Genomic DNA, 16,744 nt, shown 5'->3' on the forward strand with positions numbered 1-16,744 from the left:
AATATGCATGTTCAAACTACCCCTGTAACAAAACATGTTTCTTTTGATTTTACCATATTATAGATATAATTGCTATACATTATTTTCTACACACAAATACACCAGCCTCTTTGGTTATTGTCATAGGTTTCACAAGCTTTTTCTCTACATATTTTTTAAAATCTGTATACTTATCCACAAGGTACTCTTTCTGATTGCCATGACATGATAGTATATAATCTACCAGCGGTTCTGCTTCATCAACAACAAGCGCATCTTTATAATCTCTTCTCTCAACATCTGAAAAATGTTTTTTTAATATCTTATCTCCATTATCAAGTCCGAATTTTTCAAAAAGCTTATCTGCTTCAAGTGCAATTCTCTTATCGTATCCCGACACAAGGCGGCTTATCTCCTGCATATGCCTGCTGCCATATGTACTGCACACAAGCACTCCTCCAGGCTTTAACACCCTCACAATTTCATCAAGTGCCTTATTGACATTTTTACAATAAAACAGCACATGATTAGCAATCACCAGATCATACGATTCATCTTTTGCCCCTGTCTTTTCGCATGAAGCCACTCTGAACCTGAATGACACATCAATATCTCTTTCCTTCCAGCTCTCTGTTGCTTTTTTTATATTTCTTCTCGCATCACTTATCATGCCTTCTGATATATCTGTAAGCTCTATATATATGTTTTTTTTCTTCCCTGAAAATTCATTTCTCTTTCCTGTCATGGCAAGCTGACCTATATTGTCAACCCACAATGTTCCATCACCACACCCAATCTCAAGAATTCTCATCCCCTTAACAATACCACACTGCTCATATACCCACGGAAACCATCCCTGTTTATTAACTGAAAACCTGTTATGAAGATTAATTCTTGCAGATATATTTCCAGCATTAATGTACTGATTCTTCATGCTGTCTTCCATATTAGTAAGATGGATAATCTCCAGCATATTACTCCAGTCAACTCCTTTTCCCTCTTTAATAGAGTCTTCTGTTTCTTCAATAGCTTTACATACAAGCTGCATCTGTGCAATCTTGTCCTGTATCATTCGCTTTTGAAGTTCAAGTGAATTCTTTAGCACATGATAATCTGAATCACCAATTGTCATATTTCTTATATCGTCCAGTGTAAATCCAAGATATTTAAGCAATAATATCTGCTGTAACCTTGTAAAATCTGAATCCGTATAAAATCTCACTCCCTCATCAGTAAGAAGTGACGGCTTTAATATGTTCTGCTGGTCATAATATCTTATAGTCCTTACTGAAACATTTGATTTCTTCGCAAATTCGCCTGAAGAATAATACCCGTCTTTATGCATATATTACTCCTTGTAAAAATTTTTCAAAAAACACTTGAAGGTGACGTTACGTCATCTTTTATTATATACCTGACTTAAAAAATGTCTACTTGAAAATTAACATAACATTTTAACAAACAAGGAGGAACTTCAATTATGAAGGGTATTATTTTAGCTGGTGGTTCTGGCACACGCCTTTACCCACTCACAATGGTAACTAGTAAACAGCTTCTTCCAATCTATGATAAGCCAATGATTTATTATCCACTCTCAGTTCTTATGAGTGCTGGAATCAGAGATATTCTTATCATCTCTACGCCACAGGATACTCCAAGATTCAAAGAGCTTTTAAAGGATGGAAGCCAGTTCGGTGTCAACCTTACTTACGCTGTACAGCCAAGCCCGGACGGACTTGCACAGGCATTTATTATCGGTGAGGAATTCATCGGTGATGACACTGTTGCCATGGTTCTTGGTGATAATATATTTGCAGGTCACGGTCTTAAGAAAAGACTTAAGGCAGCTGTTGAGAATGCTGAATCAGGAAAGGGTGCAACAGTATTTGGCTACTATGTTGATGATCCTGAAAGATTTGGTATTGTTGAATTTAATAATGAAGGAAAGGCTGTCTCTATCGAAGAAAAGCCAGCGCAGCCTAAGAGCAACTACTGTGTAACAGGTCTTTACTTCTACGACAACAAGGTTGTTGAATACGCTAAGAACTTAAAGCCATCTGCAAGAGGCGAGCTTGAGATTACTGATCTTAACCGTATCTACTTAGAGAAGGGTACTTTAAATGTAGAGCTTCTCGGTCAGGGATTTACATGGCTTGATACAGGAACACATGAAAGCCTTGTAGAAGCTACTAACTTTGTTAAGACTGTTGAGACTCATCAGCACAGAAAGATTGCATGTCTTGAAGAAATTGCTTACTTAAACGGCTGGATTAACAAAGATGACGTCCTCAAGGTATATGAAGTATTAAAGAAGAACCAGTATGGTCAGTACTTAAAGGATGTCTTAGACGGCAAATATGTCGACAAGCTTCATGAATAATTAAGTACATTTAGTTAAAACATTTTTCATATAAGAACACATTTTAAATATTAAGGAGATTAATTATGACAATTATTGTTACCGGTGGAGCCGGATTTATCGGAAGTAACTTTATATTTCACATGTTAAACAAATACCCAGACTACAGAATCATCTGTCTTGACTGCCTCACATATGCAGGTAATCTTTCAACTCTTGAGCCTGTTATGTCTAACCCTAACTTCAGATTCGTTAAGGAAAGCATCACAGACCGCGAAGCTGTTTACAAGCTTTTCGAAGAAGAGCATCCAGATATGGTTGTAAACTTCGCTGCTGAATCACACGTTGACCGTTCTATCGAGAACCCGGAAGTTTTCCTTACAACTAATATTCTTGGTACACAGGTTCTTATGGATGCCTGCAGAAAGTACGGTATTCAGAGATACCATCAGGTATCTACTGATGAAGTATACGGCGATCTTCCACTTGACAGACCTGACCTTTTCTTCACAGAAGAGACACCAATCCATACATCAAGCCCATACAGCTCATCAAAGGCTGGCGCAGACTTACTTGTTCTTGCTTACCACAGAACTTATGGACTTCCTGTTACTATTTCAAGATGCTCTAATAACTATGGACCATACCACTTCCCAGAGAAGCTTATCCCTCTTATGATTGCTAATGCTCTTAACGATAAGCCACTTCCAGTTTATGGCGAAGGTCTTAACGTTCGTGACTGGCTCTATGTTGAGGATCACTGCAAGGCTATCGACCTTATCATCCACAAGGGACGTGTTGGTGAAGTATACAATGTTGGTGGACACAACGAGAAGAGAAATATTGATATCGTTAAGCTTATCTGCAAGGAGCTTGGCAAGCCTGAATCACTTATCGTTCATGTAGGTGACAGAAAGGGACATGATATGCGTTACGCTATCGACCCAACTAAGATTCACAATGAATTAGGATGGCTTCCAGAAACTAAGTTTGAAGACGGTATCAAGAAGACAATTCAGTGGTATCTTGATAATAAGGAATGGTGGGAGACAATCATTTCTGGCGAATATCAGAACTACTATGAGAAAATGTATAGCAACCGCTAATTAACACATTTATTCTGTAAGGAGATTTGACATGAAGATATTAGTTACCGGCGTTGGCGGTCAGCTTGGCCACGACGTTATGAATGAACTGATAGGCAGAGGTCATACAGGCGTTGGCAGCGACATCGCACCTGAATATTCAGGAGTTGCTGATGGAAGCGCTGTCACAACAGCCGAATATGTACCTATGGATATAACTGATGCTGCCCAGGTTTCTGAAGTTATCACTAAGGTTTCACCTGATGTTGTAATTCACTGCGCAGCATGGACAGCCGTTGACGCTGCTGAAGATGATGATAAGAAAGCCAAGGTTAAGGCTATCAATGCGGATGGTACTCAGAATATTGCCAATGTCTGCAAACAGCTTGACTGCAAGATGGTATACATCAGTACTGATTATGTATTTGATGGTCAGGGTGAAACACCTTGGGAACCAGACTGCAAGGACTACAAGCCTCTTAATGTATATGGAGAGACTAAGCTTGCCGGAGAACTTGCTGTTTCTAACACTCTTGACAAATACTTTATCGTGCGTATTGCATGGGTATTTGGTGTTAATGGAAAGAACTTTATTAAGACTATGCTTAATGTAGGAAAGACTCATGACGAGGTTCGTGTTGTCAACGACCAAATTGGTACACCAACTTACACATTAGATCTTGCAAGACTTCTTGTTGATATGGTTGAAACTGACAAATACGGTTATTACCATGCAACTAATGAAGGTGGATACATTTCATGGTATGACTTTACTAAGGAAATCTATGCACAGGCAGGTCTTTCTACTAAGGTTACACCTGTAACTACTGCTGAATACGGCATTTCTAAAGCTGCAAGACCTTTTAACAGCCGTTTAGATAAGAGCAAACTTACTGCTAACGGATTCACTCCGCTTCCAACATGGCAGGATGCTCTTCACAGATTCTTAAAGGAAATCGGTGAGATTTAATATTTCAAAGGAGATTTTATCATGGGACAGATTACAATTGAAAAGAATGTCGCAGGTATCGAAGGACTTTGTGTCATCACTCCTGCTGTTCACGGCGATAACCGTGGATATTTTATGGAAACATACAGCCAGCGTGATATGGAAGAAGCTGGTATCAATATTAACTTTGTTCAGGACAATCAGTCTATGAGTACTAAGGGTGTTCTTCGTGGTCTTCACTTCCAGAAGCATTTCCCACAGACAAAGCTTGTAAGAGCTATCAAGGGAGCTGTTTTTGATGTAGCTGTTGACCTTCGTACAGACTCTGAAACTTATGGAAAGTGGTACGGAATCCTTCTCACAGAGGAGAATAAGAAGCAGTTCCTTATCCCTAAGGGATTTGCACATGGATTCCTCGTTCTTACTGATACAGCGGAATTCTGCTACAAGTGCGATGACTTCTATCATCCTAACGACGAGGGTGGTCTCGCATGGAATGACCCTGCAATCGGTATTGAATGGCCAGAGCTTACAGGCACTTACAATGGCTCAGCTTCAGGCGAAGGCTATGCTTTAAGCGATGGAACAAAGCTCAACTTAAGTGATAAGGACCAGCTTTGGGATACACTTGAGAACACATTTAAGTTTGACTAATTTCGAGATATTATATTTCTAGATTTTATCTTGCTTTTAGTGTATTTGTCTTACTTTCAAGGTATTTATCTGATTCTGGATATTTTTACCCGGTTATGAATACTTTTATCCGGTTTTCAGGGGAGATTAGCCGGTTTTTCGCACTACTATGCCGAAAGACCTACTAATCTCCTCTTTTTTATTTAATTAGTGCGCTTTTTCATCTCTTTTTCTGACTCTTCATATAGCATTCACCTACTAATCTACATATTTTTTACTTTTTTGTAGGTCTTTTCTTCTTTATTTTCCTGTCCTGGTTAAGAATCTGCTGTCGAAAAACCTACTGATAACACAGCTTGGCATAATTTCGTAGGCTTTCTCTCTTCCAACAACTTTCTTCCTGTTTTATTTCACCCACTATTCGTCAGACTTTACCTTGTTTCGTAGGCATCCCCTATCCTAGCAAAATTTTTTCTTATCATTTCACCATTTATATATATTTTTGATATTGTGTTTATCATAGTTATATTGTATAGTATTAATATAATTACATAAGGAGGTTGATATATGAACCATATAGCCAATAACAGAATATTAAATGCAATGCTTTTATCACCTGATTTAACTATCAGTGCTGTTTCCAATCGTCAATCCGAACTTATTTTGCTTCTCAACACTATCAATTCAAGACTAAGTAATGCCCCTGACGGAACACTCCGCATTGCTAAGCGTGGCAACGCCCATCAATATTATCACAGAACAGATTCTACTGACAGAACAGGAACATACATAAAAAAGAAATCTAATCTTAATCTTGCGAAGAGTCTGGCTCAGAAGGAATATGATCTGAAAGTCAAGCATGAAATCCAACATGAACTTCATGCTATTGAAACTTTTCTTAAGAACTATTCTCCTGAACAGATTGAACATTTATACAATTCTCTTAATGAGATAAGACAGGAACTTATTACACCAGTCTATACACCTGCCGAAGATACATTGAATCTCTGGAATAATGTTCAATATAATTCTCTTGACATTCCTGATGATACTCCTGACTTCTACTCTGATAACGGAGAACAGGTGCGTTCTAAATCCGAATTAATAATCGCCAACAAACTAAAACAGCACAATATTCCATATAAGTATGAATATCCGCTTGTGCTTTCTACCGGGGTAACCGTCCATCCTGATTTTACCTGCCTCAATATTAATACCCGTCAGGAATTCATATGGGAACACTTCGGCATTATGGGAGATTCTGATTATATGAACAAAACATTAAAGAAGATTAACGATTACGCTAAATCCGGTTATGTATTAGGCAGGAACTTTATTGCCACCTTCGAATCTTCTTCTATTCCTCTCAATTCCAATACCATTGATATTAATATTAATGAATATCTTTTATAGTCAATGAAGCTTTAATGGTTCAATTCTTTCACACAACACCTACTCAATTAACCAAAGTTGTTAATTGAGTAGATGTTTTTCGCTCCCCAAAAATCAACTAGCAACTTGAAAAGCACACTAATCTTAGTAATATATACTATATAGTAGGTCTTTTTCCCACCATCTCATCTCCCAGCTAATAAATTCCAACAATTTTCTATAAAAAAGACCTACCAACATCCTTATAAAAAGCATGTTAGTAGGTCTTCTCCATTAATGTTCATTCGGATGATAAGTATCAACCACCTTCTTCAGTGATTCTCTTATATTACCAGTTTCTGAATAAGCTTCTTCCTTAAGCTTCTCAAGGTTATCAAAGAAATTCTCTTTATCAAACTCAATTGGTTTTCCAATGTGGATAAGCTTGTTATCTGTCTCCTGAAGACCTTCTTCTTTCATAAGAAGCTCTTCGTAGAGCTTTTCGCCAGGACGGAGTCCTGTGTATTTAATTTCCATGTTGACGCCAAGTGTATAACCTGACAGTCTGATAAGGTTCTTTGCGAGATCATCAATCTTAACAGGCTCACCCATATCAAGAATGAATATCTCTCCACCTTTGGCATATGCACCTGCCTGAAGAACAAGTGAAACCGCCTCTGGTATAGTCATGAAATATCTTATAATATTAGGATCTGTAACCGTAACCGGTCCACCAGCCTCAATCTGTCTCTTAAAAAGAGGAATGACTGAACCGTTACTTCCAAGTACATTACCGAATCTTACAGCAACGAAATCTGTCTTGGATATCTCGTTATACGTCTGAACAATCATCTCACAGATACGCTTTGTTGCTCCCATTACATTAGTTGGATTAACAGCCTTATCTGTACTTATCATAACAAACTTCTTAACCCCATACTTATCAGCCATCCTTGCAACATTCCATGTACCGACAACATTATTCTTAACAGCCTCATCAGGACTGACTTCCATAAGCGGTACATGCTTATGTGCTGCTGCATGATATACAATATCTGGCTTATACTGTGCAAATACGCTTTCAAGTCTTGAAACATTTCTTATCGAACCAATAAGAGTAACAACATTGGCATCAGGATAATTAATCTTTAATTCCTGCTGAATATCATAGGCATTATTCTCATATATATCAAATATAATGAGCTGCTTAGGCTTGTGACTTACAAGCTGGCGGCAAAGCTCTGAACCAATAGAACCGCCACCACCTGTTACCATAATGACCTTATCCTTAACATAACCCATGATAGATTCAATATCTACTTCAATCGGGTCTCTTCCAAGAAGGTCAAGCACATCAACATTACGGATAGAGTTAACATTAATCTCTCCATCTACCATCTGATATACACCTGGCAGAATCTTAAGAGTACAATCAGTCTCTTTACAAATGTTTAATATATCCCTTTTAACTTCATTAGATGCTGATGGAATTGCAAATATAATCTCATCAATATCATAAAGCTTTGCTGCTTCCTTAATCTTGTCCCTTGTTCCTATAACCTTGACGCCTCGTATGTATTTACCAACCTTGCGGCGGTCATCATCAATAATACATGCAATATTAGAGTTGGCAAGATAGCTCGAATTCTGTATTTCTCTCATAATGACATTAGTTGCCTCTCCGGCACCAATAATCATTACATTGTTGGAAGTCTTAATATTTCTGTATTTGTTAAGAACAGTTCTTATCATTCTGTACATAAAACGACTTGCACATATTGCAATAATAAGGTATATTGCCGCATTAAAATAACAGCTTCTAGGAAGCATATTACCCGCAATCTTATTACTTAAGAAATGCACTACTTCTACAATAATACACGCTTCAGCAATTCTGTACACCTCAGCTATACTCGCATACTGCCACAGACTGTGATAAAGTCTGAACAGCCAGAATATAAGCAGAGACATTATCGTGTACGGAAGCATGTTCTCTACATAATTACTAATATACTGAGGTTCTATAGATACAATACCTACATCAAATCTCATAATAAGCGACAGATATACGCATGCATTCAGTAAAAATGTATCTGTTAAAAACAAGAAAAATCTTCTTACCAGAAGCTGTATTCTATCCTTTTTAGTCTCACCCATCATCTGTTCCTCGTTTCTTTAGCAGGCTTTTTAGCAGCTAACCCACATACTGTACCAATTCCATAAGAAATATGCAACAGGAAAAATAAAAATGGCAGTGCAAAACATGTTTTATTGCGTTCCTTCTTAGCTCCTATTACTGCAACTACCGACATAACCACCGCCAACAGCCAGTATGCTCCCCACATAAGTCCTGTAAGTCCGTATACAATACGAGAAAAAAACGACTTCACAGCAAGCAGCTTACATGACACACTTGCAACTGTTGTAACAATAATAGCCATGACAAAAGCCCACGGAACAAAATGATATACAGAAAGGCATCCTGGACATACCTTGCTTGTCTTTCCAATCCAGTATCCATTGCCATATTTCTGCTTAAGCATCTTAGGAAGTGAACTTCTTGTATGCTGGTATGATATTATATCCGGACAGAATCTTAATTTAAACCCTGCTTTTCTCATACGGTAATGAATTTCATTATCCTCAGTTCTTGCAAGAGACTCATTATAATGTCCGATTTTTTCAAAAACTTCCCTTCTATATGCAGCATGGAACAGCGATTTCATATATATCTTTTCTTCCGTTCCATTCCCGCCATTACGGTAAGGTGCTATGCTTGAACCAAACATAGAACTCTCGGCAAGAAGAAGTGTATCCTTCCATGGTGTCTCTTCATCAACTATATTAGGTCGGACACCACCGACAACCATCTCGCCTTCTTCTAAAACTTTAACATTCTTGCTGACAAAATCCACCGGGATATGTGCATGCGCATCAACTCTTATAACAGCTTCCCCTGTATAATTATCGAGCAGCACATTCCATCCACACGGAAGCGTCTTCTTAGGATTATCAAGCACAACTATCTGTCTTGCTCCCATCTTATTCTCATCAGCAAACTTCTGCATAACCGCCTTCGTTCCATCAGTTGATGCAGAATCAACAAGCACAACTTCCATAAGATTATGATCATAATCCTGCCTGCTTATGTCATCAAGAATATTCTTTATCGTATTCTCCTCATTATATGCAATAACGGCAATTGTAATAAACATACTCTACCTACTTTTTAACAGTCATTCTTTCACTTCCAACTACTGATGTAAATGTATCCCACAATACAGCCGCATCAGCTTTCACGCCAAAATGTTTCATACTTTCAAGGTTATAACGCATTTTTGCCGGTAATACTTCATTCAGATATATATTATCTGTACTTTTTTCATCAACAGCCTCACCAAGAAGCTTGTCCTCATCCTTATAAGCAATACTTGTCCTTGATGTAAGTCCGGCAGGAAGAAGAAGTGTCGCATACATCTCCTTGGTGTACTTCTTAACATACTTAGGAACTTCCGGTCTTGTTCCGACAAGAGTCATATCCCCTGCAAGTATATTAAAAAGCTGAGGAAACTCGTCCATTCTGTACTTTCGTAAAAATGCTCCAACCTTAGTGATTCTTGAATCATTATCTACAGTCACTGCTGCCCCTAGCTTACTTGCATTGTCAACCATAGTCCTGAACTTGTATATACGAAAAATTCTTCCATACTGTGTTACTCTCGCCTGCCTGAAAAAAACAGGTCCCGGTGAATCAAGTCTGATTGCAAGTGCAATTATTCCCATTGGAATAATTAAAACTGCCAGCATAATACCAGCAACAATAACATCAAGCACTCTTTTCATCTCTAACCACATTCTGTGTTTCATAAGTATATTATAGTATTTTCTTACTTCCTTAGTTCTCATTTCATCAGGAAGAAGCTGCCATGGTCTTAACTCCATCGTAATCAATCCCCTTTTTGTTGTTGTATAACTAATGTCCGATTATTTCATTCTGTTAAACTGCTCTATTACATATTCTACCTGTTCATCAGTAAGACATGTATGAAGCGGCAGTGTAATCTCATTACGATACATATTATATGAATGTGGAAAATCCTTAATATCAAATCCCATGTTCTTATATGCCGTATGCATTGGAAGCGGCTTAAAATGTACATTAGTTGCAACACCTGCCTCAGCAAGTCTTGTAATCAGTTCATTACGCTCCTTAACATCCTTTCCAAGAAGCCTTACAAGATACAGATGACCACTTGAAGTATATTCATCTGTAAAATGCTTCATAATATCCACATCATCGGCTGCAATCCCTTGTGTATATCTCTCAATTATATCTCTTCTTCTCTTAAGAAGTCCCGGATATCTCTTAAGCTGTACAAGCCCAATAGAAGCCATAATATCAGTCATGTTACATTTGTAATAAGTTCCTTTGATATCATATTCCCATGCACCAAGCTTAGTCTTTGCAAGCGCATCCTTAGACTGTCCGTGAAGTGAGTAAAGCATTATCTGCTTATATATATCCTCATCATCAACTCCCGGAATACTTCTCCATGTAAGAGCTCCGCCTTCTGCTGTTGTAAGGTTCTTGACTGCATGAAATGAAAAGCTTGTAAAGTCAGCCTTCATTCCACTCATAACACCACCCTCACTTGCTCCGAAACCATGTGCAGAATCAGCAACAATTGCAACTCTGCCAAGTGCCTCCTGAAGGGGTGTTGAAGCCTTAAATATATTCTTTTTACTCTCGACAATCTTTCTTATCCTGTCATAGTCAACCATAACACCACCTATATCTACAGGTATTACAGCCTTGGTACTCTCATTAATTGCAGCTTCAAGCGCGTCATAATCAAGGTGATATGTGTCCTTTTCAACATCAATAAGAACAAGCTTTGCATTAACATGCGCAACGACACTTGCAGATGCTGTATAAGTGTATGCAGGAACAATAACCTCATCGCCCTCACCGATTCCTAACAGACGGAGTGCTGTCTCTAAACATGCTGTAGCTGAATTGAGACATGCCGCCCTGTTACAGCCTGTAAACTGAGCAATATTTCTTTCAAACTCTTTAGTTCTTGGACCTGTTGTAATCCATCCTGACCTTAAAGCCTCAGAAACTGCCTGAATCTCTTCCTCGGTTATATCTGGTGGTGAAAATAAAATATTCATAACTCTTATCTCCTTTTCGTACTCTGCTTTGTAGATGACTTTGTTGTTGCAGGAGTGACTGTTGGAACCTGTACCTGTGTTGTAGTCTCCTGGGTACCTCCACTTATCATTTCTGGAAATGCATATGTCAGGTCTCCTGCTGTATTAGCAATTGATATTGTATAACTAACTGTATTATATCCATTCTGCGAAAGTGTAATCGTCTTCTTTCCAGATGATTTGTCAAATGAACATGGAACAGTTCCTATGTATTCACTATTAACATAAAGAACCGCTCCCTTAGGTGCTGTTATTGATACCTTATATCCACTTGTATTATCAGCCGCTGTACTTGTTGATGTACCGGATGAAGTCATATCGATAACCTTCGTAACATAAGCTGAGTTAACATTTATAATCTCAGAGTATTCCTGATAATTGTTGGCTACCAGCTTAATTCTGTGAGTTCCATAAGAAAGTGACACTGGAGTAGAATAATCAACCTCAACACCATCAATGCTCATAACCGCGCCCTTCGGAGTAACTGAAAAATTAACAGCCCCCATCTTAACCGGATCACTTTGTACTTCAGAAAAATCAACTGATGTAGTCTCATCTTTAGCTATAGTCACTGTCTTACTTGCTGACAGGTTGCCATTACGTACATTAACCGTATGTGTTCCAACAGGTGCAGTCACCAGCATATCCTTTGTAACACCCAGTAATTGTTTATTACCTATGCTTACATAACCACCAACAAGTGCATCTACACCTGTAAGTTTAAGATATCCGTGTCCTGCAGTTACATTCACCGAATATACTTTCTCTCCAACGCCCCTGATAACCAGCTTATCCTGGTCAACGAGCTGTGCAATACTTATACGTTCTTCTCCTGAAAGCACAACTGTGTAACTTTCATATATCATATTGGAAGCCCCAATGCTTAACTTCCTTGAATTCTCATCTACGGTTATTCCTGAAACATCATATCTTACCCAGGCATCACTGTTTCCGTGTATCTTCACCGCCTTGCCCTTCTTATCCACATATACATCATATATTCCACCCATATCCATGGTAGAAGCTGCTTTTATCTTTCCGTAAGCATCCTGAATATCTGTACTGCCTGTATAAGGGACTTCATATTCTGTTCCTGTCTTTATATCTACAAACCGCATTCTGCCCGTGTCAGCATCTCTCAATGTAAGAACTCCTGTAAGTGTAGGATTCTCTCCATCACCCTTAATCTCCTTTGCGGCACCTGGTGCGGGGGTAATACTGCTTCCTGGTATCACCGCCCTGTCATTATTTCTGGAAAATGTGCATGCTGTCTGACTTACAATTAACACCATAAGCATACACACTGCAATTATTCTTTTCATAAGCATTCCTCGCAAATACTTTTTCCCTCGTATCATCAGATTTTATCACATACCACACATTTTATCAATTAATTCTCTTCTGCGCATATTCTGTTCAATAACAATCTTTAATTTATCTATATTTTTAGCAGGAACCCACGCCTTTCCTGCGTTATAGTACTGATTTATGATCTTCCAGAATTTTTCTGGAAAGCTCAATAATGTCACAAGCATGTCAATATCATCATCTTCAAGCGGCTTTAATCTGTCGTATTCATCAACCAGTCTGTATGCCACATTAATATTCCAGTCATGCTTTTCCATAACCTTTCTTAAAAACTGGTAAAGATCTGCAACCTGACAGTCATTATGACATTTTTCAAAATTAGTCACTGCATTGCCGCCATTACCAACATCAAGAAACACATTATGATAATTATAGCTTCCATGCACAAGCTCATTAGTCTGTTCCATCCTGTCAAAGCGCTCATCAAAACGTTTTGAATTAATATTCCTGCTCGCTTCATCCGCTTCCCTGAAAAATGTATCAACCGCACCAAGCGCAATCTGTTCAAATTCATTTTTCTTTTTCTTGCCACGCATATAATTAGCTGCCTTTTTAATTTCTTTTGTATGTCTTTCCATATTGGTGCGTAACCCTGCTCCCCTGTCAAAATGTACAGCATTATGTACGATGCTTTCACTGGCCTTTAATTCTGACTCGGGCTGCTCATCTGCGGTCTCTGCAAGCGCCATACATTCCCATTGCTTTGTAATATTTGTATTTACATTATTCCTTAAATATCTTACACCATTAGACGAAACAACATTTAGACAAATATGAAGTCTTGCCAGAGTCCTTACCGCCTCCATCACGTCATTCACAGACTTGACATCACATTCCCTGCCTCCAAACCAGTTCTTCATTACATATCTGTGCCCATCATCTCCAACAGTAAAAAGTTCTCCATCCTGATTTCTCACATATGTATCCACATTTTCAAAGCCTGCATCACTAACTGCTTTTGTCACTGCCTCATCTCTCAGATAAAACCCATCATTTCTTGAACACTCGAGAAAAAGTCTGCACCCTCTGTCTGTAAAAAGAATTACTCCTCCACGACCTTTTACCATTTTATTAACCTGAATATCATAAAATCTAATACATTCCAATGATTTATCGTTCATATAATCCCCCATTTCCGCACTTAATACAGACGCCCTTTGCTCATACGCCTGCGTCTGCCTTATCTTATGACATTTATGGCTGCTATATTCCTTGGATTTAATGATACGACGAATTAAGAAAATCATAATCTTGATGAAAATGTAATTTTTTCTTATAATAGATAGATGTGAGCTTTTTTCACATTTATAATAAATATTATTATAGGGGGAAATCATGCCTGAAAACTTTCATATTGACATGCCGGAAGCTGTCAGGAACATTATACATACAATTGAAGAACACGGCTTCAAAGCATATGCCGTTGGCGGATGCATAAGAGACAGTATCCTTGGACGAAACCCAGATGACTGGGATATAACCACTTCTGCTGTTCCATCACAGATAAAAACTTTCTTTAAAAGAACTGTTGATACTGGAATCGCCCACGGAACCGTCACTATAATGATAGATAAAACCGGATACGAAGTTACAACCTACAGAATTGATGGCGAATACGAGGATGGCAGGCATCCGAAGTCTGTAGAATTTTCAGACAGGCTTGTTGATGACCTGTGCCGCCGTGATTTTACGATAAATGCCATGGCATACAACGACACTGATGGATTTGTTGATGAATTTAAGGGTCTTGATGATTTGGATACAAAAATAATACGCTGCGTTGGTGAACCAGAATTAAGATTTACAGAGGACGCTCTGCGAATGATGCGTGCCATAAGATTTTCTGCACAGCTTGGCTTTACCATTGATGAAGCAACATGGAATGCAATTAAAAAGCTTTCCCCTTCAATCAGCAAAATAAGCATGGAGCGTGTGCATGTAGAGCTTGGCAAAACGCTTATGTCTGCACATCCCGATTATGTTGCGCAATATTCAGAAGCAGGACTTTTTGCCCCAATACTCCCGGTAATTGACAATGCTCTAAAGAGCCGCTACAAGCGCAAAATACTTGCAACATTACAACACACACCTGATAATATATACTTACGCTACGCTGCACTTTTCATAACTTCTACACCTGATGAAGCAGCTAAGACTCTCCGTGCACTTAAGCTGGATAACAAGACAGTTAACACAGTATCAAAGCTTGTTGAATTATCAAAGATGGATATAGAAGAAACTGAGCCGGCTGTTCGTACTGCCCTTAATAAGTATGGCAGAGATTTCCTGCCTCTGTGGCATGAGCTTATGATGGCTGTAATCCAGGCATCTGAAGACATCACAGGAATAAGTAATCCGGCGAAGGTAAAGCATCTTCTCACATTAAAGCGTCTTGTAACAGATATTCTTGCACGAGGTGACTGCTTTACAATAAAAGCCCTCGACATATCAGGAAATGACCTTATTGAATATGGCCTTCAGGGACACGAAATCGGTGAAACACTGAAATCCCTGCTTGATATCGTTATAGAGAACCCTAAGCTCAATGATAAAGCTACTCTTATTGCAATGATTGAACATATCAAATAATATAATCATAAAATAACCCTCACCGGCTGCCTTCTATTCTGGATACATATCAATTACATCGGCTTTGGTGAGGGATTCTTTTAATTAATTGCGAGTTTATTTTTAATTATATCAATGTTGTAATCAGGTGCAGCCGCAATCACTACATCATATATCGGCTTGATATCTGCCACTTCTTCCTCAAGTTCTGAGGCTATTGTCTCCAGAGTTTTTGATTTCTTTACCTTTTTTATAATCTGATTAATCATCATAGATTGTTCGCCCTCCGCAAATGCTTTTTCAGAAGCCTCCTTAGCAGCTTTCTCTACTATTTCCTGCGCCATTCCCTGTGCAACTTCCTGCGCATACTCCTCAGCCAACACTCTTCTGACTTCTTCCTCATCATAATCATATATACTCACTTCGACGACCTCCTCCCTGTGCTGTTCGAAGAAATCGACAAGTATATCCTCATCTATGCATTCGTTCATTGCCTCTGTTACTGCAATTCTGACATTGTCACCTTCAACACCCATCTTGAACCTCACCTTATTAACAAATGTCATGTAATCACGCAGCGTTTTGCACTTATTAAGGATATGTACATCTTCGTTAATGTTGATAACACGCACCTTAAGCTCCAGCTCCGGATTGTCTGTCGGAATCTCGTACATATCTGACAGCCTGATTTCATCCTCATCTTCAACCCATTTTTCCAGACCATTGTAGAATGTCACAAAATGCGGAACAGGAATCTTAATCATACTTCTCCTGTGAAGCATGGAATTACTGAACAGCTCCCTGAATACATCAGACACATAGTGCAAAAATCTTAACGGCATATTAGGATTCTTACTCGACTGCTGCTCAAACATATACAGGCTCATACATAGTAAAAATGAAGCATCATTCTTATACTTCATATATGAACCGCCGTTTAATGTAGTCACCTGCAAATCATCCACATTCGTGTAAGCTGAATTGTTAAGTGCATTATACAGTTCTAAAAGATTCTTCTTATCCCTGTACAGCATACAGAATACATTGTCCTTAAATTTAGATGTTACATTGTCTTTCTTCTCTGCCATAGACATCCTCCCCGTCTCTTTTGCAGGCAGATATCCACGCACATATACTAATATTGTCTATATAAATATATTAGCATCTACAGATATCTAAAACAAGCCTGCATTATTCAATTATGTGTTAATGGGTTAT

General features: G+C 38.5%; 14 protein-coding genes. 6 read left to right on the plus strand and 8 right to left on the minus strand.

What is annotated here, in order from left to right; translation table 11 throughout:
* Positions 1 to 79: 79 nt before the first annotated feature.
* Positions 80 to 1,324 (minus strand): MerR family transcriptional regulator, encoded by a 1,245-nt coding sequence (locus GKE48_RS01565; protein WP_022099219.1) that lies wholly within the window; start codon positions 1,322 to 1,324, stop codon positions 80 to 82.
* 135 nt (positions 1,325 to 1,459) lie between these two features.
* Between GKE48_RS01565 and rfbA the strand changes: the two genes are divergently transcribed.
* The 5 genes from rfbA to GKE48_RS01590 all read left to right on the plus strand — a co-directional run bounded on the left by rfbA (position 1,460) and on the right by GKE48_RS01590 (position 6,418).
* Positions 1,460 to 2,359 carry a glucose-1-phosphate thymidylyltransferase RfbA gene (gene rfbA, locus GKE48_RS01570; protein WP_022099218.1) on the plus strand — a complete coding sequence of 300 codons (900 nt, stop codon included), beginning with the start codon at positions 1,460 to 1,462 and terminating at the stop codon, positions 2,357 to 2,359.
* A 65-nt stretch (positions 2,360 to 2,424) separates the two neighbouring features.
* On the plus strand, positions 2,425 to 3,444 hold the full coding sequence (gene rfbB, locus GKE48_RS01575; RefSeq protein WP_022099217.1) for a dTDP-glucose 4,6-dehydratase: 1,020 nt from the start codon (positions 2,425 to 2,427) through the stop codon (positions 3,442 to 3,444).
* Between the two features lie 31 nt (positions 3,445 to 3,475).
* Positions 3,476 to 4,393 (plus strand): dTDP-4-dehydrorhamnose reductase, encoded by a 918-nt coding sequence (gene rfbD, locus GKE48_RS01580; RefSeq protein ID WP_012738360.1) that lies wholly within the window; start codon positions 3,476 to 3,478, stop codon positions 4,391 to 4,393.
* Positions 4,394 to 4,414: 21 nt separating this feature from the next.
* Positions 4,415 to 5,026 (plus strand): dTDP-4-dehydrorhamnose 3,5-epimerase, encoded by a 612-nt coding sequence (rfbC, locus tag GKE48_RS01585; RefSeq protein WP_012738359.1) that lies wholly within the window; start codon positions 4,415 to 4,417, stop codon positions 5,024 to 5,026.
* 546 nt (positions 5,027 to 5,572) lie between these two features.
* Positions 5,573 to 6,418 carry a hypothetical protein gene (locus tag GKE48_RS01590; RefSeq protein WP_154300327.1) on the plus strand — a complete coding sequence of 282 codons (846 nt, stop codon included), beginning with the start codon at positions 5,573 to 5,575 and terminating at the stop codon, positions 6,416 to 6,418.
* A 252-nt stretch (positions 6,419 to 6,670) separates the two neighbouring features.
* On the opposite strand, the gene GKE48_RS01595 is transcribed toward GKE48_RS01590, so the two are convergent.
* Genes GKE48_RS01595 through GKE48_RS01620 form a run of 6 tightly spaced genes read right to left on the minus strand, consistent with a single transcriptional unit; the run spans position 6,671 to position 14,079 of the window.
* Positions 6,671 to 8,536: a polysaccharide biosynthesis protein gene (locus tag GKE48_RS01595; protein WP_416388730.1), complete on the minus strand. Its 1,866-nt coding sequence runs from the start codon at positions 8,534 to 8,536 to the stop codon at positions 6,671 to 6,673.
* On the minus strand, positions 8,533 to 9,591 hold the full coding sequence (locus tag GKE48_RS01600) for a glycosyltransferase family 2 protein (protein ID WP_154300328.1): 1,059 nt from the start codon (positions 9,589 to 9,591) through the stop codon (positions 8,533 to 8,535). Before GKE48_RS01600 ends, GKE48_RS01595 begins: the two co-directional genes overlap by 4 nt.
* Positions 9,592 to 9,598: 7 nt before the next feature.
* A complete protein-coding gene (locus GKE48_RS01605; protein WP_012738355.1) occupies positions 9,599 to 10,318 on the minus strand; it encodes a sugar transferase in 720 nt (239 codons plus the stop codon).
* A 42-nt stretch (positions 10,319 to 10,360) separates the two neighbouring features.
* Entirely contained in the window at positions 10,361 to 11,551 is a 1,191-nt protein-coding gene (locus GKE48_RS01610) for a DegT/DnrJ/EryC1/StrS family aminotransferase (RefSeq protein ID WP_022099213.1), read from the minus strand.
* A 5-nt stretch (positions 11,552 to 11,556) separates the two neighbouring features.
* Positions 11,557 to 12,912, minus strand: coding sequence for a PEGA domain-containing protein (locus tag GKE48_RS01615; RefSeq protein ID WP_173016872.1), 1,356 nt, complete (start codon positions 12,910 to 12,912; stop codon positions 11,557 to 11,559).
* Positions 12,913 to 12,957: 45 nt separating this feature from the next.
* Positions 12,958 to 14,079: a protein kinase family protein gene (locus GKE48_RS01620; RefSeq protein WP_022099211.1), complete on the minus strand. Its 1,122-nt coding sequence runs from the start codon at positions 14,077 to 14,079 to the stop codon at positions 12,958 to 12,960.
* A 214-nt stretch (positions 14,080 to 14,293) separates the two neighbouring features.
* On the opposite strand from GKE48_RS01620, the gene GKE48_RS01625 reads away from it, so the two are divergent.
* Positions 14,294 to 15,547: a CCA tRNA nucleotidyltransferase gene (locus tag GKE48_RS01625; protein WP_055286942.1), complete on the plus strand. Its 1,254-nt coding sequence runs from the start codon at positions 14,294 to 14,296 to the stop codon at positions 15,545 to 15,547.
* Positions 15,548 to 15,627: 80 nt separating this feature from the next.
* Here GKE48_RS01625 and GKE48_RS14710 read toward each other — a convergent pair whose 3' ends face one another.
* On the minus strand, positions 15,628 to 16,614 hold the full coding sequence (locus GKE48_RS14710) for an RpnC/YadD family protein (RefSeq protein ID WP_055286940.1): 987 nt from the start codon (positions 16,612 to 16,614) through the stop codon (positions 15,628 to 15,630).
* Between the last annotated feature and the right edge of the window lie 130 nt (positions 16,615 to 16,744).

The sequence above is a fragment of the Lachnospira eligens genome, from assembly GCF_009680455.1.
Classification (GTDB): Bacteria; Bacillota; Clostridia; order Lachnospirales; family Lachnospiraceae; genus Lachnospira; species Lachnospira eligens_A.